The 20,804-nt window shown below is 69.9% G+C and carries 20 protein-coding genes; 10 read left to right on the top strand and 10 right to left on the bottom strand.

The features are described from left to right. Positions 1 to 19: 19 nt before the first annotated feature. Positions 20 to 436, top strand: a complete 417-nt coding sequence (locus ACFMRZ_RS31025; protein WP_280276234.1) for a roadblock/LC7 domain-containing protein — start codon at positions 20 to 22, stop codon at positions 434 to 436. Beyond that, positions 433 to 807, top strand: a complete 375-nt coding sequence (locus tag ACFMRZ_RS31020) for a DUF742 domain-containing protein (protein WP_280276235.1) — start codon at positions 433 to 435, stop codon at positions 805 to 807. Before ACFMRZ_RS31025 ends, ACFMRZ_RS31020 begins: the two co-directional genes overlap by 4 nt. A 22-nt stretch (positions 808 to 829) precedes the next feature. Here the strand turns inward: ACFMRZ_RS31020 and ACFMRZ_RS31015 are convergent, their stop codons facing one another. Further along, a complete protein-coding gene (locus ACFMRZ_RS31015) occupies positions 830 to 2,785 on the bottom strand; it encodes a GMC family oxidoreductase (protein ID WP_280361054.1) in 1,956 nt (651 codons plus the stop codon). A gap of 168 nt (positions 2,786 to 2,953) precedes the next feature. On the opposite strand from ACFMRZ_RS31015, the gene ACFMRZ_RS31010 reads away from it, so the two are divergent. Next, positions 2,954 to 3,802 carry a crotonase/enoyl-CoA hydratase family protein gene (locus tag ACFMRZ_RS31010; protein ID WP_400181800.1) on the top strand — a complete coding sequence of 283 codons (849 nt, stop codon included), beginning with the start codon at positions 2,954 to 2,956 and terminating at the stop codon, positions 3,800 to 3,802. Positions 3,803 to 3,869: 67 nt separating this feature from the next. Here the strand turns inward: ACFMRZ_RS31010 and ACFMRZ_RS31005 are convergent, their stop codons facing one another. After that, positions 3,870 to 4,580, bottom strand: coding sequence for a hypothetical protein (locus ACFMRZ_RS31005; protein WP_400181799.1), 711 nt, complete (start codon positions 4,578 to 4,580; stop codon positions 3,870 to 3,872). Positions 4,581 to 4,824: 244 nt separating this feature from the next. Next, positions 4,825 to 5,307 carry a hypothetical protein gene (locus tag ACFMRZ_RS31000; protein ID WP_280276239.1) on the bottom strand — a complete coding sequence of 161 codons (483 nt, stop codon included), beginning with the start codon at positions 5,305 to 5,307 and terminating at the stop codon, positions 4,825 to 4,827. A gap of 150 nt (positions 5,308 to 5,457) precedes the next feature. Here ACFMRZ_RS31000 and ACFMRZ_RS30995 point away from each other — a divergent pair, with 150 nt between their 5' ends. From ACFMRZ_RS30995 to ACFMRZ_RS30980, 4 genes are all read left to right on the top strand, one after another. Then, entirely contained in the window at positions 5,458 to 6,384 is a 927-nt protein-coding gene (locus ACFMRZ_RS30995) for an alpha/beta fold hydrolase (RefSeq protein ID WP_400181798.1), read from the top strand. Positions 6,385 to 6,656: 272 nt separating this feature from the next. Next, positions 6,657 to 8,732 carry a RecQ family ATP-dependent DNA helicase gene (locus ACFMRZ_RS30990; RefSeq protein WP_400181797.1) on the top strand — a complete coding sequence of 692 codons (2,076 nt, stop codon included), beginning with the start codon at positions 6,657 to 6,659 and terminating at the stop codon, positions 8,730 to 8,732. Between the two features lie 43 nt (positions 8,733 to 8,775). Next, positions 8,776 to 9,741, top strand: a complete 966-nt coding sequence (ligD, locus tag ACFMRZ_RS30985) for a non-homologous end-joining DNA ligase (protein ID WP_400181796.1) — start codon at positions 8,776 to 8,778, stop codon at positions 9,739 to 9,741. Positions 9,742 to 9,847: 106 nt separating this feature from the next. Then, positions 9,848 to 10,783, top strand: a complete 936-nt coding sequence (locus ACFMRZ_RS30980) for a D-isomer specific 2-hydroxyacid dehydrogenase family protein (RefSeq protein WP_400181795.1) — start codon at positions 9,848 to 9,850, stop codon at positions 10,781 to 10,783. A gap of 12 nt (positions 10,784 to 10,795) precedes the next feature. On the opposite strand, the gene ACFMRZ_RS30975 is transcribed toward ACFMRZ_RS30980, so the two are convergent. From ACFMRZ_RS30975 to ACFMRZ_RS30960, 4 genes are all read right to left on the bottom strand, one after another. Then, positions 10,796 to 11,464 (bottom strand): sterol desaturase family protein, encoded by a 669-nt coding sequence (locus tag ACFMRZ_RS30975; protein WP_400183013.1) that lies wholly within the window; start codon positions 11,462 to 11,464, stop codon positions 10,796 to 10,798. A 68-nt stretch (positions 11,465 to 11,532) separates the two neighbouring features. Further along, on the bottom strand, positions 11,533 to 12,216 hold the full coding sequence (locus ACFMRZ_RS30970; RefSeq protein WP_400181794.1) for a FadR/GntR family transcriptional regulator: 684 nt from the start codon (positions 12,214 to 12,216) through the stop codon (positions 11,533 to 11,535). 177 nt (positions 12,217 to 12,393) lie between these two features. Then, the gene (locus ACFMRZ_RS30965) at positions 12,394 to 13,152 is read right to left on the bottom strand and encodes an ABC transporter permease (protein WP_400181793.1); all 759 of its coding nucleotides are present in this window, start codon (positions 13,150 to 13,152) and stop codon (positions 12,394 to 12,396) included. 82 nt (positions 13,153 to 13,234) lie between these two features. After that, entirely contained in the window at positions 13,235 to 14,515 is a 1,281-nt protein-coding gene (locus ACFMRZ_RS30960) for a glycosyltransferase (protein ID WP_400181791.1), read from the bottom strand. Positions 14,516 to 14,576: 61 nt separating this feature from the next. Here ACFMRZ_RS30960 and ACFMRZ_RS30955 point away from each other — a divergent pair, with 61 nt between their 5' ends. Further along, positions 14,577 to 17,165: a cytochrome P450 gene (locus tag ACFMRZ_RS30955; protein ID WP_400181790.1), complete on the top strand. Its 2,589-nt coding sequence runs from the start codon at positions 14,577 to 14,579 to the stop codon at positions 17,163 to 17,165. Here ACFMRZ_RS30955 and ACFMRZ_RS30950 read toward each other — a convergent pair. Beyond that, the gene (locus ACFMRZ_RS30950; RefSeq protein WP_280276248.1) at positions 17,150 to 17,572 is read right to left on the bottom strand and encodes a pyridoxamine 5'-phosphate oxidase family protein; all 423 of its coding nucleotides are present in this window, start codon (positions 17,570 to 17,572) and stop codon (positions 17,150 to 17,152) included. The two genes, ACFMRZ_RS30955 and ACFMRZ_RS30950, sit on opposite strands and share 16 nt — an antisense overlap. Positions 17,573 to 17,769: 197 nt before the next feature. Here ACFMRZ_RS30950 and ACFMRZ_RS30945 point away from each other — a divergent pair, with 197 nt between their 5' ends. Together ACFMRZ_RS30945 and ACFMRZ_RS30940 are read left to right on the top strand one after the other, a co-directional pair. Beyond that, entirely contained in the window at positions 17,770 to 18,543 is a 774-nt protein-coding gene (locus tag ACFMRZ_RS30945) for a GAF and ANTAR domain-containing protein (protein WP_400181789.1), read from the top strand. Positions 18,544 to 18,669: 126 nt separating this feature from the next. Beyond that, complete coding sequence (locus ACFMRZ_RS30940; protein ID WP_400181788.1) at positions 18,670 to 19,083, top strand: hypothetical protein; 414 nt, start codon at positions 18,670 to 18,672, stop codon at positions 19,081 to 19,083. A 6-nt stretch (positions 19,084 to 19,089) separates the two neighbouring features. Here ACFMRZ_RS30940 and ACFMRZ_RS30935 read toward each other — a convergent pair whose 3' ends face one another. After that, positions 19,090 to 19,638: a DUF4254 domain-containing protein gene (locus ACFMRZ_RS30935; RefSeq protein ID WP_400181787.1), complete on the bottom strand. Its 549-nt coding sequence runs from the start codon at positions 19,636 to 19,638 to the stop codon at positions 19,090 to 19,092. A gap of 219 nt (positions 19,639 to 19,857) precedes the next feature. Continuing rightward, entirely contained in the window at positions 19,858 to 20,793 is a 936-nt protein-coding gene (locus ACFMRZ_RS30930; protein ID WP_400181786.1) for a hypothetical protein, read from the bottom strand. Positions 20,794 to 20,804 lie beyond the last annotated feature (11 nt).

Below are 20,804 nucleotides of genomic sequence, written 5' to 3'. Positions count from 1 at the left end.
TTCCGAGGAGACGGTAACGATGACCACTTCCCAGCGCACCGACCTCGGGTGGCTGCTCGACGAACTGATCAACGGCCTGGTCGGCGCCCGATCGGTGGTCCTGCTGTCCACCGACGGCCTGCTGCTCGGCCATTCGGCGCAACTGGAGCGGGCCGACGCGGAGAAGTTCTGCGCGATGGCGTCGGCCTTGCACAGCCTGGCCCGCACCGCCGGCGGCCACTTCGACGCCGGCGGCGTCTGCCAGACCGTGGTGGAACTCGACCGCGCGGTGCTGTTCGTCACCGCCGCCGGCGAGAACGCGTGCCTGGCGCTGCTGGCCGCCGAGACCGCCGATATGGGTATGGTCGCCTACGAAATGAATCAGACCGTCCAGCGGGTCCGCGCCCACCTGGCCGTCGACCTGCGGCAGCAACCGAATATCCCGAGACAGCAATGAGTTACCCGCGCGAGTCCTGGTACGAGGAGGACGCCGGACCCCTCGTCCGTCTCTATGCCGTCACCCGCGGCCGAGGCCGCGCGGCACGACCGGAACTGAACACCGGCACCCTGCTGATCGACGCGGGCATCGGGCTTCCGGTGCGGCGCACCGAACCGGAGTACACCGCCATCGTGCGGCTGTGCCGGGTGCAGCAGTCGGTGGCCGAGGTGTCGGCGCAGCTGGGCCTCCCGCTGACGCTCACCAAGGTGCTCATCGGGGATCTGATCGACGACGGGCGGCTGGTCTACCGGTCACCGGCGCCCATCGCGGAGACGGGCGCCGACGTCGATCTGCTCCGGGCGGTGCTGAACGGCATCAAGGCCCTCTGACACCAGCCTGGCGCCGGAACGATCAGATCAGCTGCGCGGCAAGTCGTTTCGCGTTCATGTAGGCGATCGCCTCGATCGTGACCATCGGGTTGACCCCGGAGGCGGTCGGAAAGCAGGAGCCGTCGGCGACGACGATGTTCGCCACGTCCCAAGTGGCGCCGTCGGGGTTGGTGGCGGAGGTGTCCGGCGAACCGCCCATGCGCGCGGAGCCCATGATGTGCAGCGCGCCCATCGAGCACTGGCCCGGACCGTAGCCCGCCGCCCGGCAGGCCGCGGCGAATTCCTCGTGCGAGCCCCGCTTTCCGGGCTCGTAGGCCACACCCGCCTGATGACCGGAGAAGATCCGGCGCGCACCGGCGGCGGCGAGAATCCGCGCCGATCCGTCGAGGCCGGTGTGCAGGTGGGCGGCGTCGTAATCCGACAGCCGGTACTTCACCACCGGCTCGCCACTGCGATCGACCGACACGGTGCCGTGGTCGCGGTCCCGGGTGATCACGCCGACGGAATTGGAGTGCGCGAAATCCAGCATGGTGGAACGGAATTCGGCGGCGCCGCGCCAGCTCATGAAGCCGGTCGCCAGCGCCGGGTTGATCGGGCCGGTCTCGTAGATGACGCCGTAGCCCCGGCCGTCGAGGTCGGCGTGCTCGCGGCAGATCCGCGCCTGCATGCCGCCCTCCCACGGGCGGATCTCCTCGTCGAACACGCCGAAGACCACCGCCGCCGGATGCAGCCGCAGATAGCGGCCGATGTTCTTGTTACGCAGGCCGGAACGCCGCAGCAGCGCCGGGGTCTGGATCGCGCCCGCGGCCACCACGACCGCCCGCGCCCGCACCCGGAATTCGACGCCGCTGGAAGTGCGCGCCGAAACCTCTTCCGCCCGGCCGTTTTTCACCGAGATCTGCCGCACATCGGCGTCCACGACGAGGCGGGCGCCCCGCGCGGCCGCATCGGCGAGCCAGGTCTTCGTCACCGACTGCTTGGCGCCCAGCCGACAGCCGTAACCGCACCGGCCGCACTCCGCGCCGGCGTCGCAGGCGTCGGACACGTTGCGCGGCAAGGTATCCACCGCCCAGCCCAGGGCCTGCGCCCCGCGCTCGAGTACGGCGTCGCGCGCCGACAGCGGGGATCGGCGGTCGTTGACGCCGAGGCGGCGCTGCACCGTCTCCAGCGCCCGGGTGAACTCCGGCTCGGTGAACTGCCGCGCGCCGAGTTCGGCCCATTCGGCGCGGACGTGGTCCGGGGTGGGCAGCGAGGTGCTCCAGTTCACGACGGTGCCGCCGCCCAGGCAGGTGCCCGCGACCAGGGTCAGCTGTCCTTCGGCCGTGGCGGAGGGGCCGGGCGCGTACAGGTGTTGCAGCGCGTCGAGTTCACCCTTGCCGAAATCCCGGTCGTCGTAATAGTTTCCGCGTTCCAGCACCACCACGTCGAGACCGGCCTCGGCCAGCACCGCCGCGGCCGTCCCGCCGCCCGCGCCCGAGCCGATCACCACGACGTCACACGACAGCGTGTCGGGTTCGGTGATCCGCAGCGGCGTCAGCGCGGGCTGTGGGGCCGTCCGCAGCGGGCCGAAGGGCGCGGCGTAGCCGATCTCCTTCCACATCGGGTTGGCGCCCGTCGGGCCGGGAGTCGCGTTGTACGCCAGCAGCGACGCCTGTTTGAGCGCTTGGAACACCGCCCGGACCGGGGCCAGGCGGGAGTCACCGAGCCGCAGCAGCGCCCGCTCCCGGTCCGCCTGCGACAGCGCGGAGAAGCGCCGCGGCCCGCGACCGGTCAGCAGGCCGAGGATCGGCGAGTCCCACAGATCGAGCAGGCGGGCCAGCTGCTGCTGCTCGGCCTCGCGCGGGTTGCGCGCCAGCAGGTCGAAAACAGTGTCCACCGCACCGAGTTCGGACGCCGACGGCAGCGTCAGCCCGTCGCCGGGAGTGAACGTATCGCAGATCATGCCGAGCGCCGCTCGCTGCTTGGCCGTAGGTTCCATCAGGCTCCACCCTTCGTGCTGCCTGGATTTCTACCACGGTGGAAGAACCTTCGCTCACAAAGAACCGAAGTACCGGGCGGTATCTTGCGCCGTCATTGCGGAATTACCAATCACTTGTTCGGACAGCCGAATCGGCCCGGGGTGAACGGGGATGGCATGCTCTCCGCCATGGCCGATATTCGCCTGGACATCTCCGATGCCGTCGCCACCGTCACCCTCGACCGCCCGGCGCAACTCAACGCCTTCACCCTCACGATGCGCGACGAGCTGATCGACGCGTTCGACGTCTGCGATCGCGACGACCGGGTTCGGGCGGTGGTGCTCACCGGCGCGGGGCGCGCGTTCTGCGCGGGGGCCGACCTGTCGGCGGGCGCGCAGACCTTCGAGGCGCCCGAGGACGACGGCTCGAAGCCGTTCCGCGACAGCGGCGGCGAGGTGGCGCTGCGGATGTTCGATTCCCGCAAACCGATCATCGCCGCGGTGAACGGGCCCGCCGTCGGCATCGGGATCACCCTGACACTGGCCGCCGATTTCCGGCTGGCCGCCGAGGGCGCTCGCATCGGCTTCGTCTTCAACCGGCGCGGCATCGTGCCCGAATCGTGCTCCAGCTGGTTTCTGCCGCGCCTGGTCCCGATGCAGACCGCACTGGACTGGGTGTACTCGGGCCGGTTGGTCGAGGCGCGAGAGGCGTTCGACGCCGGGCTGTTCTACGCCCTGCACCCGGCCGACGCACTGCTCGACGAGGCCTACGCGCTGGCCGCTCGCCTCACCGCGCACTCCGCTCCCGTCTCCGTCGCGCTGGCCCGGAAGATGTTGTGGCGCAACCTCGGTGCCGACCATCCGATGATCGCGCACCGCATCGAATCCCGGGCCCTGCGGCAACGCGGGGCGAGCGCCGACGCGCGCGAGGGCGTGTCGTCGTTCCTGGAGAAGCGGGCCGCGCGCTTCCCCGACAGCGTGAGCCAGGACCTGCCAGAAATCTTCGGAGACGACCTGGCGGTACCGCCGTTCACGTAGCGGACGGCCGTGGACGGTGGGACCTATTCGGGTGTACCGCGTCCCTCCGATCCCTACCGTGGCAAGATCACCTCACTTGCTGGCTGGCATCACCGGCCGAACGACCGAGCCTCCACCGCCTCATTCCGACACTGCTCTCGGTGCGCCCGAGCAACTCGGCCAGTTCTTTTACCGTACGGTCGGACAAAATTTCCGCATCCTCCTCGTCGGTCCACGACTTCCGCGCGCAGCCATACCGCAAGTTGGGGGCTACCCACCGGCCTACCTCACGTGCCGCTGCGGCTTTGCGGCGGATCGACAAACAGCGCCACGGGTAACACCAACGCGCTAGTTCCACCGCCGGACCGTTCGCAACCATCACGTTGAAGCAACCATCGCGACGATTTCGGCGCGCTGTGCGCGTGACTCCACACACGCTTGCGATCTCAGCGCAAAAGTGTTCCGCAATGAAAGGACTTGCCGTGACCAGACTGATGAATGGATATCCGCGAGCAGTGAAGCCGATCGCACCGTCTCCATCGATAATTCCACGAAGATAGTCCGGGCGGGAGTATTCCTGATCGGGTGGCCTGATCAGGTCGTGCTTCCTACCCACCAGCACGCCGAACTCTTCGAACTCCACACGAGCCGTGCGAGAGTACATGTACAGGAAGTTGGTGACATAGACGCTCGCAAAATTGGTCCGTCGAGTCCGCGCTCCGATATACGTATGTACAGGAATGTGGCGCTGCAGCCGTGGCAGTATATCTGCGTCGCGCTCGGAAATTTCGATGGACAATCGACCCTTCCCCGAACATCTGAGCATGCTACTCCCGACATCTAGGTCAGGGGGCAATTATGCGGCATTCACTGAATACGGATCATCGCGTTGATCCCCGTACATTCCATGCAATTTCCGATCTGCCGCATCTCTATTTCGGACACCTAGACCCCCGCTCGTATGTGGTGCGCGGCAAGGGATCTGGTGGAGGTGATCGCGACGTTGCGGCAGGTGCTGTGTGTGAAGGGCTGCGGGCCGGGGCTCAGTTCTTCCGCAGCGCGCCGACGATTCCCGCGCCCAGTAGGAGGAATCCGGAGATGAGCGCGAAACCGTAGGTGACCCAGGCATGGAGAGCGACCTGCATCGACGGGTCGAGGAAAGCCAGGTCGGCGATCAGCGCGAACGTCTCGTCGGGGAACAGCAGGTGCAGGATGCCGGGCAGAATGCCCCAGACCAGCGCCGCCACGGTGGTGCCCAGCGGCGAGAACGCGGCCATGACGACCACGAGCAGGAGCAGCAGCGAGCCGCCGATGATCTCCAGTGCGGCGGTCCAGCGGTCGGTGACCGCCCCGACGATCACCCAGTAGCGAATGTCCGCGCCGCCCTTGGCCGCCAGCGCGATGCCGATCGGCGTCACCAGGAGCCCGAACAGCACGCCACCCACGGTGCGGCCGCCCAGCGCGCGGTTCTGGAATTGCGCTCCCGGCGGCGTCCAGCCCGCGGGTGACTCGAACTTGTTCGGCATCGGCCGTCCCTTCTGCAATTCCCGCATGCCCGCGAGACCTCGCCGCCTCTGCCGCACTCATTGTCATGCCTGAGTCGGAGAAATGTCCGCCCCTGGTCGGAAATGTTCGCGGCGCGGACTTCTCGCGGTCGCTGCTGGTTAGCATCGGGTATGCGCTCGACCGATGTCATCTCCGAACCGCCGGCGCTGCCCGGTGTGCGCCGCCGCTTCGTCACCGCGCGAGGCGTGCGGTTCCATGTGACCGAGGCGGGCCCGGCCGACGGGCGGCCCGTGGTGGTTCTGCACGGCTGGCCGCAGCATCACTACACCTACCGCCATCTGCTCGCCGATCCGCCGCCGGGGCTGCGGATCATCGCACCGGATCTGCCGGGCTACGGCTGGTCGGGTCCGCCGCCGCACCGCTGGGCCAAGGAGGACGTCGCCCGGGATGTGCTGGCGCTGCTCGACGAACTCGACGTGCGGCGCGCGCTGCTGATCGGGCACGACTGGGGCGGCTACGTCGGTTTCCTGATGGTGCTGGGCGATCCCGGCCGACTCGACGGCTACCTGCCGCTGAACATCGCCCATCCGTGGCAGACGGCGCGCACGATGGCGCCGCACTTCTGGCGTTTCCTGCTCTACCAGCCACTCGTGGCCGGGCCCGGGGTGCCGTTGCAGCGGCACACCCGCTTCTTGGAGCGAGTCTTCCGCCTGGGTGTCACCCGTGGCGACGAGTTCACCCCCGAAGTGATCCGCACCTACACCGACCGCTTCCGTGACCCGGTCACCGCTCGCGCCGCCACCGACACCTATCGCACCTTCCTGCTGCGCGAGGTCCCTGCCAATCGGCGCCCCGAACGCCGCCGGTCCACCATCCCGATTCGCGCCCTGTTCGGCACCGACGACGGAGCCATCCACCGCTCTCTGGCCGCCGCCGAAACGGCCCGCGCCGACGACTACACCGTCGAATACGTCTCGGGCTGCGGCCATTTCATTCCGGAGGAACGCCCCGACCTGGTCCGCGCCCGCCTGCTCGATCTGGCCGCCGCGACCACCCCCGGCCGCTCCGAACGCGAGACAGGTTCGGGCAACGCCTGATTCGGCTCCGCTCGGGCGAGGAGCGGACATCGTCTGCCCCGCGCCACGCATGGTCCCGCACGCCGCGCTGGTTCACGCACGCCGCGCTGGTCCGCGCACGCCGCGCTGGTCCGCGCACGCCGCGCTGGTTCACGCACGCCACGCTGGTTCATGCACGCCGCGCTGGTTCACGCACCCCTGGCAGGTTCGGGAAGGGGTGCGGGAATGCGGAAGGGGTGCGGGAAGTGACGGGGCGTCGCTCGGTGTCGGGGTAGTGGGGCACGATGGAGCCCGTGACTACGACCGAGCTGCGGGAATCCGCCGAGGCACTGCTGCGGGAGTTGGCGGGCCCGCGGGCGCGGCTGCGGGAGGACCAGTGGACGGCGATCGAGGCGCTGGTCGTGCAGCGGCGCCGGGCACTGGTGGTGCAGCGCACTGGATGGGGCAAGTCGGCGGTGTATTTCATCGCCGCCAAGCTGCTGCGGCGCGACGGGCGGGGCCCGACGGTCATCGTGTCGCCGCTGCTGGCGCTGATGCGCAATCAGGTGGCGTCCGCGCGTCGCGCCGGCGTGGTCGCGGCCACCATCAACTCCGGCAACGTCACCGAGTGGGACGATATCCACGCGCAGGTGGCAGCGGGCGAGGTCGATGTGCTGCTGGTCAGCCCGGAGCGGTTGAACAACCCGGATTTCCGTGACGCGGTGCTGCCGAAGCTCGCCGCCGACGCGGGCCTGGTCGTGATCGACGAGGCACATTGCGTCTCCGACTGGGGCCACGACTTCCGTCCGGACTACCGCCGCATCCGCACCTTGATCGCGGACCTCGGCAGCGAGGTCCCGGTCCTGGCCACCACCGCCACCGCGAACGACCGGGTCGTCACCGACGTATCGAGCCAGATCGGCACCGACACCCTCGTGCTGCGCGGCGCGCTGGACCGCGAGTCGCTGCACCTGTCGGTGGTCCGCATCGACGATGCCGTACAGCGCACCGCCTGGCTGGGCAAGCACCTGCACGAGCTGCCCGGTTCCGGAATCATCTACACGCTGACCGTGGCCGCCGCGCACGACCTGGCCGACCTGCTCGCCACGCAGGGCCACCGCGTCGCCGCCTACACGGGGCAGACCGACACGGCCGAGCGGGAGTTGCTCGAACAGGCCCTGCTGGACAACGAGGTCAAGGCCTTGGTCGCCACGTCGGCGCTGGGCATGGGTTTCGACAAGCCGGATCTGGGTTTCGTCGTACATCTCGGCGCGCCGTCCTCCCCCATCGCCTATTACCAGCAGGTGGGCCGCGCGGGCCGCGGCACCGAACGGGCCGAGGTGCTGCTGCTGCCCGGCCCGGAGGACCGCCGCATCTGGAGCTACTTCGCGTCGGTGGCGTTCCCGCGCGACCACGTGGTGCGGTCCGTGCTCGAGGTACTCGATCGCGAGCGCGCGCAATCGACGGCCGCGCTGGAACCGCTGGTCGAGCTGAACCGTTCGCGCCTCGAGATGGTGCTGAAGGTGCTGGATGTGGACGGCGCGGTGCGGCGGGTGCGCGGCGGCTGGATCGCCACCGGCGTCCCGTGGGTCTACGACACCGAACGCTACGAACGCCTCTCGACCGCGCGCGAGACCGAACAGCAGGCCATGATCGACTACCAGGCGACCAGCGAGTGCCGGATGAATTTCCTGCGCCGCCAGCTCGACGATCCCGCCCTGGGCGAGGCGGGCTGCGGGCGCTGCGACAACTGCACCGGCTCCCGTCTCGACACCACCGTCGGCACCGACGAGCTGACCGCCACCCGCGCCCGGCTCGACCGCCCCGGCATCGATCTCGCCCCGCGCAAGCAGTGGCCGACGGGGATGTCGAAACTGGGAATCCCGTTGTCGGGCAAGATCAACGAGGGCGCGCAGACGGGACGCGTGCTGGGCCGCCTCAGCGATCTGGCGTGGGGCAAACGCCTGCGCGCCCTGCTCGACGGCCCGGACGAACCCGTCCCCGACCACATCGTGCAGGCGTGCATCACCGTGCTGCGCGAATGGGACTGGGACCAGCGCCCGACCGCGGTCATGGCCCTGGAGTCGCCGACGCATCCCCGCCTGACCGCCGACCTGTCGGCCCGGCTCGCCCACATCGGCCGCCTGCGCGACCTCGGCATCCTGCGCACCCGGCCCGATCGGGCGCCGGTGTCGGCCGCCAACTCCGCGCACCGCGTCGCCGCGCTGTTCGACTCCTGGGAACCGCCCGACCTGTCCGCCGCCGACGGCCCGATCCTGCTGGTCGACGCGCTCACCGATACCGGCTGGACCTTCACGCTGGCCGCCCGCACGCTGCGGCTGGCCGGGGCTCCGGCGGTACTGCCGTTCGCCTTGGCGACACCCACCTGATTCACCCTGCCCGCGGCGATGATCACCGACTATCGTCGGACCGATGGCCGGCAAGTCTGGCTCGCCGGCGGTCGAGCTGACCGTCGGGGAGCGCACGGTACGAGTGTCGAATCCGGATCGGGTGTATTTCCCCGAGTCCGGGGCGACCAAGCTCGACCTGGTCCAGTACTACCTGAGCGTCGGTGACGGGATCGTCAACGCGCTGCGGGACCGGCCGTGCATGCTGCACCGGTTTCCGAAGGGGCTGCCGGGCGGGAAGGTGCACCAGAAGCGGCTGCCCGCGGGCGCGCCGGAGTGGATTCCGACCGTGCGGGTCTACTTTCCCCGCTACGGTCGCACCGCCGACGAACTGTGCGTGAGCGAACTCGCCGACGTCATCTGGGCCGTGCAGATGTCGACGGTGGAGTTCCATCCCTGGAATTCGCGGCGCTCCGACACCGAGAAACCCGACGAGTGGCGCATCGACCTGGATCCCATGCCGGACTGCCCGTTCTCGCGTGTGCAACGGGTGGCCGGTGTCGTGCGCGAGGTGCTCGGCGAACTGGGCGCGGTCGGCTGGCCGAAGACCTCCGGCGGCAAGGGATTACACGTCTACGTGCGGATCGCCCCGGACCACGGCTTCCAAGACGTGCGCCGCGCCGCCCTCGCCTTCGCCCGCGAGGTCGAGCGCCGCGCCCCCGAGGACGTGACCACGACCTGGTGGCGCCGCGACCGCGATCCGAAGATGTTGTTCGTCGACTACAACCAGAACGCCCGCGACCACACCATCGCCGCCGCCTACTCGGTGCGCGGCGTTCCCGAGGCCACCGTCTCCACCCCCGTCCGGTGGGACGAGATCCCCGACCTGGACCCGCGCGACTTCACCATCGCCACCGTCCCCGACCGCTACGCGAAACTGGGCGATCTCCACGCCGACATCGACAACACGGTCTTCGACATCAATCAGCTCCTGGAATGGGCCGATCGCGACAAGGTCGAGGTCGACCTCGACGATCCCCCCGAATCCTGACCCGCCCGGCCTCCCGCTACTCACATCCGCCCGCCGGGTACGGTCCCCCTTGGGCGGGCGTTCCCGGTACCGTGGCGCGCCCATCATGCGTAGAGGAGAGGTGCACATGTCCGCGGCTGCTGTTCCGATCGCTCTCGGACCGGAGGCGACTGACCTGCTGACGCGGGCCATCGGTGCGGGCGGGGCGGTGGTGGCGCCGCCGGCGGAGGCTCGGGCGCTGGTGTGGGACGGCGGTCCGGCCGGGTTTCCGCGGGAGTTGCCCGCGGGAATCGAGTGGGTGCAGTTGTTCTCCGCCGGGGTCGAGGAGTGGTTCGACGCCGATATCTTCCGGCGGCATCCGGATGTGGTGTTCACCTCGGCGGCGGGTGCTTTCGCGCGCAGCGTGGCCGAGCATGCGTTGCTGCTGTTGCTCGCGGGAGTCCGTTATCTGCCGGAGCACGTGCGCGCCCGCGGCTGGCGGCAGACCGACTTCTTCCCGCACATCGGGACGCTGCGCGGGGCTACGGTGACGATCATCGGCGCGGGCGGCATCGGACGGGAACTCGTCACGCTGCTGCACCCGTTCGGCGCGCGGGTGATCGCCGTGAACCGTTCCGGCACTCCGGTTTCCATGCCCGGCGTGGTGGAGACGGTTGCGGCGCACCGTCTTCCGGAGGTGTGGCCGCGCACCGATCACGTCGTCGTCGCCGCGCCCGCCACTCCCGAGACGCGCCACCTCGTCGGCAAAGCCGAACTCGCGCAGTTGCGGCCGACCTCGTGGGTGATCAACGTCGCGCGCGGCAGCCTGGTCGATACCGACGCGCTCGTGCAGGCCCTGCGGGACGGCGCCATCGGCGGAGCGGGCCTCGACGTGACCGATCCGGAGCCGCTCCCGGACGGGCATCCCCTGTGGGAACTACCGAATGCGATTGTCACACCGCATGATTCGAACCCGCCGCACCTGCGCAACGCCGCGTTCGCCGAGCGCGTGCGCGACAACGTCACCCGTTTCGTCACCGGCCGCGACCTGATCGCCCGCGTCGACGTGGTTGCCGGATACTGAACTCCGGCTCGTTCACACCGCTCCGGACGCGTGCAATGCCTTGACCGTCGGTGAGGCGGGGATCGCGCCCGGGTCGGGGTGCGTACCCAGGACTCGGTCGGCGGTGCCGGAGGTGGTGACCGTGAACCAGTAGTGCTCGTTCTTGAAGTGGTGCAGCCGGTGATTGCGCCGCACTGCCTGGAACAGTCGCGTACGGGGCTGGTATTCGGTGTGGATCAGGTAATGGGACCACTCGTAGTTCAGTCCGAGCACACCGAGGACCACGAGGAAGGTCAGCCCGAGACCGAGGCGCGGGAACGCCAGCGCCGCAATGAGAATCAGGGCCGGAAGCAGCCAGAGGAACGTCTGCCAGGGAATGAAGACCAGCGGCACGGCACGCGGATCGGCGTGATGCTCCCGATGTTTGCGGGCGAGCAGGCTGTCGAAGGTAACAGGCCCCAACCGGCGCGGCCGCCAATGCAGCACGCACACGTGAATCACCCACTCCGCGAAGGGAAACGCGGCCAGCATCACCACCGGCAGCACGGCATCGGTGAGCCGCCAGTCGCCGACCACCACCCGCGCGACCAGCGCCGCGACCAGCAGTCCGGCAATGATCCACGGTGACGGGCGGCGCGCGAACACCCGGAAGGCGCTGCCCAGCGTGACCTGCCGACGCCCCCGACTCTCCTCGGCGGCCATCCTGCCGCGCGCCCGGCGATCGATGTCGGCCGCCCGGCCGCGACGCTCGCGTATCCGATCGATGACACTCATTGCGGTTCCTCCTCGAGCCGACGCAGCATCGCGTCGAATTCCGTTGCCGCCAAGGACAGCAGCGCGTGCGCGGCCTCCTGGGCGGCGGTGCGCGCACCGGCGTGGATCGCCTCGGCCAGCGCGCGATAGCGATCGATCCGGCTCACCTCGGCCGCCATCACCGACGCCAGCGCCGCGAGGGCGGGCTCGTAGACCGCGCGCAGGTTGTTGAACAACAGCCGGTACACGATCGAATCGGCGCCGTCCACCACGTGGTCCCAGAATTCGAGGGCCACGACCTGCTGCCGCACCGGATCCGGCTCGGCCGCAAGCTTTTCCAGCGCCTCCCCCAACTCGGGCGCGAGCGTGGCGCCGGCACGATCGGCCGCCAGTCCGGCGACCTCGCGTCCCATCGCCAGCCGCGCCTCCAGAATGCTGCGGATCACCGCGTGGTCGAGTTCGCCTCGGCGCAGGATGAGCCGGGGCAGCATGTCGACCCCCGCGGAACGCCGGAAGTCGCGGATCGTGGTCGCCCCGCCCTGGCGCACCTCGACCAGACCGGTGTGGGCCAGCCGCTGCAACGCCTCCCGCACCGTCGGCCGCGACACGCCGAGCACCTCGGCCAGCTGCCGCTCGGCGGGCAGAGTCGCCCCCGGCGCCAGCTCACCGTCCAGTACCTCGTCGACGAGCTGGTCGAACACCGTGTCGGGAACTGTCCGCCGATCGATTCGCTGGCAGGGCCATGCGCCGACAGTAGAACCGGATTGGTAAGAGGTCAAGTGGTCAGACCAATTTAGGAAACACCACGCCGGTACCGCTCGATCAGGGCCTGCACGGCTGCCACCTGCGCGCGTTCTTCGGTCCGCTGCGCTAGCGGTTCACCGTCTCTCGAAAAGCACTGCGGCGCCAAGGAACCCGGCGGCGGCCAGTGCCAGGCACCACACCACCGCCACCAGCGGGCTCGTCCCCACCGCGGTCCCGGCGAGCAGGCCGCGGAGGGTGGCGACGACGGGCGTCGCGGGTTGGTGGTCGGCGAAACCGCGCAGCCAGGACGGCATGGTGGCAGTCGGGACGAACGCGCTGCTCACGTAGGGGATGAACATGATCGCGTAGGTGAAGCCGCCCGCCGCTTCGGGATTGCGGGCCAGCAGCCCGAGTGCGATCGCGATCCAGGCGACGGCGTGCACGAACAGCAGGATCACGCCGAGCGCCGCCGCCCACGCGAGCGGCCCGGCGTGCGGCCGGAAGCCGAGCGCGACCGCCGCGACCAGCACGATGGCGATCACCCCGGAATTGCGCAGCACCCCCTCGCCCACATGTCCCGCCAGCAGCGCCTGCCGGAACGCGGGCAGCGTCCGGAACCGCTCGATCGCCCCGCCCTGCACGTCGCGCGCCACCGCGGTCGCCGTAATCGAGGCCCCGAACCCGGTGCACAACAGAATGATTCCCGGCACGGCATACGCCACGTAAGGCATGTCGACCTGGATCGCGCCCCCGAACACATACACGAACAGCAGCATGACCAGAATCGGCAACAACATCGAGATGAGCAACGTATCCCGGTCCCGCACCGTCCGCCGCAAACACCGCCGCACCATCACCCACGAATCCACCCCCGCCCCCACGATCACCGCCATCCGCCGCCCCCCGGCATCCGGACGTCGGGACGCATCCGGGATGACGAGACCCGGCGGAGACGCGGGAGCGCTCGGGCCCGGCTCATCGGCCCGCGGACTCGACGATGTCGGCCGTGCGCGTGGTCGCGTCGTCGTTCGAGTTCAGCTGCACCGCGAGGTCTTTGGCGCGGGTGGCGAATTCCGGGCGCTGGATGCGGCGCAGGCCCGCGGCGAGCCGATCGCGGTCCAGCCGCTGGAAGCTCACGTGTGCGCCGACCCCGAGGCGCTCTACCTGCGCGCCCCACATCGGCTGGTCGAACGACACCGAGCACACCATGGTCGGCAGCCCGGCGCGCAGTGACTCGAAGGTGGTGCCGATGCCCCCGTGGTGGACGGCGGCGGCGCACAGCGGGAACACCAGGTCGTGAGCGAGCGGGCCCACCACCCGGATGTGCGGGCCGGTTTCGGCGTTCGCGGCGTCGAGATCGCTCCACCCGGCGCTGACCAGACCGCGCAGCCCGAGTTCGGTGCACACCTCGGTCACCATCGCCAGCACCGCGTGGGTGTCGCGGATCGGCATGCTGCCGAAGCCGAAGTACACCGGCGGCGCATCCTGTCGCAGCCAGGACATCAGGTCGGTGTGGTCCTCGGCCAGTTCGCCCACCGCCTCGCGCGCCGTGCGCTCCAGCGGCAGGAAACCCACGAACGGCCGCCGCGGACCCCACTGCTCGGGCAGGCCGGGTACCAGCGCGGCGTCGTAGATCTGCACCTCGGGCACATTGTCACGGGCCAGCTCGGCGGCGGTGCTCGCGGTGGTGCGCGGCAGACCCAGCTCCCGGCGCAGCCGGTTCAGATAGCGCATGAACACGACGCGGCGCAGATTCTCCGCCACCGCCCAGGTCGCCCGGTTGATCGCGGCCGGAGGACGCCAGTGCGGCGGCAGCGCGCCGGGAAACGGGTAGGCCGCGTTGGCGCGCGACGGAAATCCGTGCAGCGACACCATCGGCACCCCGGCCGCCTCCGCCACCGCGTGTGCCCGGTCCTCGGTGAGCAACGTGGACACGATCACCTCGGCGCCGGCGCACACATCGATCACCTCCCGGTTCATCCGGTCGGCGTAGTCGGCCATCTGCTTGCCGACCAGCTGCATGAGCCGGAAGCTGCTCCCCGCGGCCAAAGCCCGCTGACCCTCCGGTGAGGAGTACAGCTGCTGCACGTCCGGGCCGCAGCTCTGCGCCGGGAGCCCGGCGCGGGTGGCGAAGTCGACCAGATTCGGCGGGGCGCCCAGCCGGACATCGTGGCCGCGCCGCCGCAGTTCCAGTCCCAGCGCGACAGCCGGTTGCACGTCACCGCGCGTGCCCGTCAACGGGATCGCCACCTTCATACCGTCTCCTTCCCGATCGAACGTCCTCCCGCACCGTCTGCGCCACCCGTAGGGTGAGGGCGTGCACATCGCGATGTTCACCGATTTTCACCCCGACACGGTCGGCGGCATCCAGACTTCGGTGAATTCACAACGCCGCGCCCTGCGGCGGCTCGGGCATCGTGTCACGCTGTTCACCATCCCCGGACCGGCGACCTCCGATCCGGATGTCCGGACGCTGACCGGCCTGCCGGGCGTACGCGTGAACGGCTACCCGATGGTCATACCGACCAAGACCAACAATCGGTTCATCGATGCGGAATTCGCCGCGCACGAGCCGGTCGACGTGGTCCACGTCCACACCACCTACGGCGCGGGGATCCTGGGCGTGCGCGCTGCCCGCCGCCACGGGCTGCCGCTGGTGCAGTCGGTGCACAGCCGCGACGACGCCTTCATCGAGAACACCTCGCCCGCACCGTATCTCAGTGCCGTCACGATGCGCGCCCTGCACGGGATGTTCCTGCGCGATCCCGCCCCGATCCCGCGCAACGACGAGTCCCGTGCCGCCCGGCACGCCTGGAGCACCGTCGTCGGGCACGCCCGCGCCGCCGACGCGGTGGTGGTCCCGACCGAGCACTTCGCCGCCCGGCTGCGCGCCCACGGCCTCAAACGGCCGATCCACGTGGTGTCCAACGGAGTCGACGACGATCTCCTCGAGTCGCTCGGGCCGCCGCGCGCGGACACCGACGACGCGGCGCCGTTGCGGGTGCTGTGGTGCGGGCGGTTGTCGGCGGAGAAGCGTCCCGTGGCGGCCGTCGAGGCGGTGGCGCGAGTCCCGGGCTGCACCCTCGACATCTACGGCGACGGCGACGACGAGGACCGCGTGCGGGCCGCCGCCCGGGTGGCGGGCGACCGAATCCGGTTGCGCGGCGCGGTCACTCAGGCCGAATGCCTGGCGGCGATGCGGGAGCACGACGTGCTGCTGTTCCCGTCGAGCGGGTTCGACACGCAGGGCATGGCGCTGCTCGAGGCGGTCGCCGTCGGACTGCCGGTGGTGTACTGCGACGGCGATCTGGCGGAGTCGCTGCCCGACGGCGGCGGCGTGTGCACCCGCGACGCTTCACCCGCCGCGATCGCCGAGACGCTGCGCGAGCTGGCCGACGACCGCGCGGCGCTGCGGGCCATTCGCGAAAAGCTTTCCACCCGGGCCGATTCCGTCCGCCAGTCCCGGCAGACCGATCGCATTCTCGCCGTCTACCGCGAGGCGTCCGTCACGGCCGCGACCGGGCGGACGCCGAAAGGCCCTGGATCAGAGCATATTTCCGGTATACCGACAGCACCGGGCGCGCTCCCCCTGCTCGGCCACAGCCTGCACGTCCTACGCGACGCGCTCGGTTTCGTCACCTCGCTCACACCGCTCGGCCCGGTGGTGCGCGTCCGGCTGGGACCGCGCCCGGCCTACGTCCTCACCACGCCCGAACTGATCCGGCAGGTCGCCTTCGGCGAGGCCGGCGAATTCCACCGCGAGGATCTGCGCGAGGCGGTGCGCGACATCATCCACGGCGCCTCCAACGTGCTCAGCGGCAAGCCGCACGAACAACGCCGCCGATTGGTGGCCCCGGCCCTGCGCCAGCGCCGCCTGCTCGAATATGCCGGGGTGGCAACCGATATCGCGGAACGCTGGGCGAGCACCCGCCGCCCCGGCCCGGTGAACCTGATGGACGAGGCGCACGCCCTGGTACTGGACACGGTCTCGGCCACCCTGTTCACGGCCGATTTCGGCGCCGACGCGAAACAGGAGATCCGCGAACATATTCCGTGGCTGCTGGGTCAGGTGATCCAGCGTGCCGCCCTGCCCGCCCCTGTGCGCCGGATGCGACTGATCGCCGATCGCCGTTTCCGGACCCGGGCCGCCCGGCTGCGCGCGGAGATCGGCGCGGTCGTCACCGAGTACCGCCGCCGCGACCACGATTTCCACGATGTGCTCTCCGCGCTGGTGCGGCACGTCGATCCGGAGACCGGTGTCCGGCTGTCCGACGAGCAGATCATCGATGAGCTGCTGCTGATGCTGGCCGCCGGCGTCGGCTCCACCGCCTCGATACTCGGCTGGCTCTGGCACGAGCTGATGCGGCATTCCGACGTGGCCGAACGGGTGCGCGCCGAACTGGATTCCGTAGTCGGCACGGGGCCGGTCCGCCCCGAACACGCTGCGGCACTGCCGTATCTGCGGCTGACGCTGCAGGAGACACTGCGCATGTGGGCGCCGTGGGTCAGCACGAACACCGCCGCGAGCGAGGTCCGGCTCGGCGACCTCACACTGCCGCCGGGCGCGGTAGTGGCCTTCAGCCCGTACATGATTCATCACGACCCCCGCTGGTTCCCGGAGCCGGAGACCTTCGATCCCGAACGCTGGGCGCCCGGCCGGGTCGAGTCCATCGACCGCGCGGCCGTGCTGCCCTTCGCCGTCGGCCCCCGGCATTGTCCCGGAAGCAATTTCGCGATGCTGACCATCACGCTGCAGACCGCGGCGCTGCTGTCGCGCTGGGACCCGATACCCGATCCCGGTTACCGGGTGCGGCCGTCCAATCGCGATTTCGTCGTCGCGCCGAGCCGTCTACCGGTGACCCTGCGCCCGCGACCCGCGCGCACCGCCGCTCAGGACACCGCCTGATCCTCGGGATCGATGAATTCGACACCGGTGATGATGTCGGGCTCGATACGCACGATGTGGTCGCGCGGACCGGGCAGCCAGGGCCGCAGCAGGGTGCGATAGCGCTCGATCTCGTCCGGATCGGTGACCACCTCGGCGGTGCCGGTGACGATGACGCACCAGCCGCGCCGGGTGCGCTCGTCGATGGTGTCGGCCTCGTAGGCCACCACCTGCCGCTCGGGACTCATCGCGGCGCCGCGATTGGCATGGATGACGATCGCGTCGTCGTCGACGATGTGGTTGACCGGGCGGATGGTCGGCAGCGCGTAGCGGGCGAACACGAGGCGCCCGAACCGCACACTCGCGAGCAGCCGCAGCGACTCGGCGTTGGTCAAGTCGCGCGGTACCTGCTGCGCGGGAGCGCCCATACCGTCGATTATCCGCCGATGCTCGCCGTCGTGCAGAGGTGATGTGAATGGGCTGGACGGCCGCTGCTGCCGTGGGTGATCCTCGGCTCGGCTGGTCATTCGCTACATGTCCCACTCGTCGTGAACCGTGTGCATCGGGGTCCTAACGACGTTCCCGTAATCGCATCCGGTCAAACTGCGAAGTGCTAAAAAGACTGATGACCTCGGAACCGTACCATCCCGACGAATTCGCGATCGGGTTGGCGGAACTGACCACGCTGGTGCTGTCCACCCCCGATGTCGAGTCCTCGCTGCGCGACATCGCCGATATCACCGCGCGCATGCTGCCGAACCGGCCGATGGTGGCAATCACGCTGCGCCGCAACGACGAAACGGTCACGGTGGCCTCGACCGGCCCGCACGCGACCGTGATCGACGAACTGCAACGCGGCCAGGGCCTGGGCCCGTGTCTGGAGGCGCTGCACACCGCCGAGCCGGTCGCCGTCACCGACATGGCGGCCGAAAAGCGCTGGGGCGCCTATCCCGCCCGCATGCTGGAACAAGGCATCCGTTCGGTACATTCGCAACCGCTGCTGGTCGACGGCGCGGCGGTGGGCACGCTCAATCTCTACTCCGCGCATCAGGACGCCTTCGATCTGACTGCGCTCCAGGCCATTTCGCTCACCGGTCAGCACACCGCGGTACTGCTGGCCTCGGCGATCAGCATGGCGCGCCAGACCGAGCTGACCGCGCAGTTACAGGCGGCCCTGGCCTCGCGCTCGATCATCGACCAGGCTCTGGGAATCACGATGGCACAACGACATTGCGACCGAGACGGTGCGTTCGAAGTGCTGCGCGCCGCGTCCCAGCGCGGCAACGTGAAACTCGTGACCGTCGCCGCCGCCGTCATCCGCGGCGTCACCGGCGCGGACCCGACGCCGCCGCATTTCAACCGTCCCAGTCGGTCTCGTTCGGCACCTGGCGATATGTGACGGTCACACTTCCTTGACAACACAGCGGCCTCGGCCGATATCCGAGGCGGCTACACTTCTGACAGAAGTCCTTCCCGAGTCCAGTAGCGCGGCTGGGGGCCTCTTCCCCTATCTCAGAAGGTTGCCATGCCCGCTGTCGCGCATCACGCAGCTCGGTCCGCTCGCGCGGTCACCGCACCCGAAGAATCGGGTGCCACCGTCGTTCCCCCGCTCCACGCGGTCACGGACGACGCCGAGCCGGCGCACGTCGCATTCGACACCGCGGTCGCGATGCCGGAGGCGCCGCACACCATTCCGGAATCCAACGACCGCCTGGTCCGGCACCTGTTCGATATCGGACTGCAATTGCACACGGTCCGTGCGGTTTTCGAACAGGAGTTCAGCACACCGGAGGAGTTGCACGCGGCCCGCGCCGCGGTGGTGACCGTGCTGGACGATCTCGACACCATCATCCGCGACGCCGGAACCGCCATGCTGGATCTGGCCTTGCAGCAGACCCCGGCCGCCCCCGAGCGCCCGCGCCGTCGTCGACGGCGCTGACCACGGTCAGCCGCTCTCCCCGGCCACGCTGCGATCGGGCTGCGGCCACTGCGGTCCGGCCGTCTGCTGCACCAGGCCGGTCCAGTCGTCGGCCAGCGTCGCCAGCAGGAACCAGGCCGCGTACACCCGCTCGTCGCCGACGTCGTCGATGCTGCGTAGCAGGTGGGCGGCGCGAACCTGCGCCGCGGCCATGGCGTCGACGGCCGCGCCCAGCGACCGGGTGCGTGGCCGGGCCACCGTGTGCTCGGCCGCCCAGCGGTCGATCCGTGCGATGAGTTCGCCACGGCGGCCGTCGATTTCGGCCGAACGCAGCGGATCGCCGCGGCGCTGGTGGTGCAGTGCCGCGAGGTCCTGCGCCCAACGGGTCACGGGGTGGTCGCCGGGCTGGTCGCCGATATGGCCGAGGAAGGCGGCCAGCAGTTCGTGCCAGTCCGGCAGGATGGGAGCGGGGCCGTCCGTGCGCCATCGCGCGGCGCGCGAGCGTCGCACACCTCGGCCGGAGACCATGGGCCCGGCGGACGGTCGGTCCACACCGTCCGGTTGCGGTACGAACATCTCGGTGTACCTCCAAGCGGCGAACGGGCGCACCCGGCGCCACACGCGAAACGCCGGACCGCGAGCCCGGCGCGGCAAGGGCGGACCGCGCCGGATCCGGCGCGCCGCAATCTGCGAAGGGGACATCTCCTGCGGCGCCGGGTGCACTGTCAAGCATGCGCGTTTCGCCCGGCCCTCCCACTGCCCTTTCGGTGGCCCTGCGGTGACCATCGCGGTGGCTCAGGGCAGAACGAGCGCCTGCGCGATCAGGGCGGCGTACAGCGTGAGCACGAACAGCACGGCCGGGACCAGCGGATACGGCTCGTCCCGGGGCGCCCGCGCGAACCGTATCGCGCCCCACAGCGGTAGTACCAGCAACACCGGGGGAATCCACGCGACCAGCGCACCGGGCACGTCGAATGTCCAGGGCCGCACCAAGATCAGATCGCAGGCCACCGCGATCACCGCGCACGCCACCCCGGCGGCCGTGCTCCCGGCCGCACCGAGCACGTTCGAATAGAACCACTCCCCCGGCCGCGGTGCGCGAGCCGTCTTGCGCGCGAACTCGAACTGCAGGAATGCCCCCGCGAAGAGCACGGCCACCGCCGCGGCGGGCCATCCGGACGCCACCTGACCGGTGTCGATCGCCGAGACGACGAGGTAGCCGATGATGAACAGCTGCACCGGATAGGTGACCGCCAGATTGACCATGATCGCGTCGCGGACCGTCGCCGACACCCGTTCGAGACCCCACAGCGCCAGGCCGTAGGCCAAGGCAGCGGCGATCGTCACCGCCGAATTCACCGACAGCGCCAGCGATCCCGCGATCGCACCGGCCGCGATCAAGACCATCGCCACTCGCAGGTCCGAGGCGCGGACCGCACCGGTCACCAGCGGCCGATCGGGATGGTGCACGCGGTCGTAGTCGAGATCCTTCTGCTCGTCCACCATGCGCAGGTACAGCAGCACGAACGCCACCACGACGATCCGGACAACGGTGGCTCCGGCGGGCCGCCACGGCGCGTTCGGATGCGACACCAGCGCGGCCGTGGCCTCCAGCGCCAGCGTGAACAGCACCGCGTACAGCAGGTAGTGCGGTTCGTAGCGCGCCCGCGTGAACCGGGCGAGGCGGATCGCGGCATTCCCGTCCCGCCGCACCGCGGTCCCTTCACTCATCGTCGTGCCCA

Source organism: Nocardia sp. N2S4-5 (assembly GCF_044628355.1).
GTDB lineage: Bacteria > Actinomycetota > Actinomycetes > Mycobacteriales > Mycobacteriaceae > Nocardia > Nocardia wallacei_B.
This window is presented reverse-complemented; position numbering and strand designations above follow the sequence as displayed.

Coding starts and splice junctions, on each gene's coding strand:
- ACFMRZ_RS31025 (WP_280276234.1), top strand. CDS start 20: ATGACCACTTCCCAGCGCACCGACCTCGGGTGGCTGCTCGACGAACTG.
- ACFMRZ_RS31020 (WP_280276235.1), top strand. CDS start 433: ATGAGTTACCCGCGCGAGTCCTGGTACGAGGAGGACGCCGGACCCCTC.
- ACFMRZ_RS31015 (WP_280361054.1), bottom strand. CDS start 2,785: ATGGAACCTACGGCCAAGCAGCGAGCGGCGCTCGGCATGATCTGCGAT.
- ACFMRZ_RS31010 (WP_400181800.1), top strand. CDS start 2,954: ATGGCCGATATTCGCCTGGACATCTCCGATGCCGTCGCCACCGTCACC.
- ACFMRZ_RS31000 (WP_280276239.1), bottom strand. CDS start 5,307: ATGCCGAACAAGTTCGAGTCACCCGCGGGCTGGACGCCGCCGGGAGCG.
- ACFMRZ_RS30995 (WP_400181798.1), top strand. CDS start 5,458: ATGCGCTCGACCGATGTCATCTCCGAACCGCCGGCGCTGCCCGGTGTG.
- ligD (WP_400181796.1), top strand. CDS start 8,776: ATGGCCGGCAAGTCTGGCTCGCCGGCGGTCGAGCTGACCGTCGGGGAG.
- ACFMRZ_RS30980 (WP_400181795.1), top strand. CDS start 9,848: ATGTCCGCGGCTGCTGTTCCGATCGCTCTCGGACCGGAGGCGACTGAC.
- ACFMRZ_RS30975 (WP_400183013.1), bottom strand. CDS start 11,464: ATGGCCGCCGAGGAGAGTCGGGGGCGTCGGCAGGTCACGCTGGGCAGC.
- ACFMRZ_RS30965 (WP_400181793.1), bottom strand. CDS start 13,152: ATGGCGGTGATCGTGGGGGCGGGGGTGGATTCGTGGGTGATGGTGCGG.
- ACFMRZ_RS30960 (WP_400181791.1), bottom strand. CDS start 14,515: ATGAAGGTGGCGATCCCGTTGACGGGCACGCGCGGTGACGTGCAACCG.
- ACFMRZ_RS30950 (WP_280276248.1), bottom strand. CDS start 17,572: ATGGGCGCTCCCGCGCAGCAGGTACCGCGCGACTTGACCAACGCCGAG.
- ACFMRZ_RS30945 (WP_400181789.1), top strand. CDS start 17,770: ATGACCTCGGAACCGTACCATCCCGACGAATTCGCGATCGGGTTGGCG.
- ACFMRZ_RS30940 (WP_400181788.1), top strand. CDS start 18,670: ATGCCCGCTGTCGCGCATCACGCAGCTCGGTCCGCTCGCGCGGTCACC.
- ACFMRZ_RS30935 (WP_400181787.1), bottom strand. CDS start 19,638: ATGTTCGTACCGCAACCGGACGGTGTGGACCGACCGTCCGCCGGGCCC.
- ACFMRZ_RS30930 (WP_400181786.1), bottom strand. CDS start 20,793: ATGAGTGAAGGGACCGCGGTGCGGCGGGACGGGAATGCCGCGATCCGC.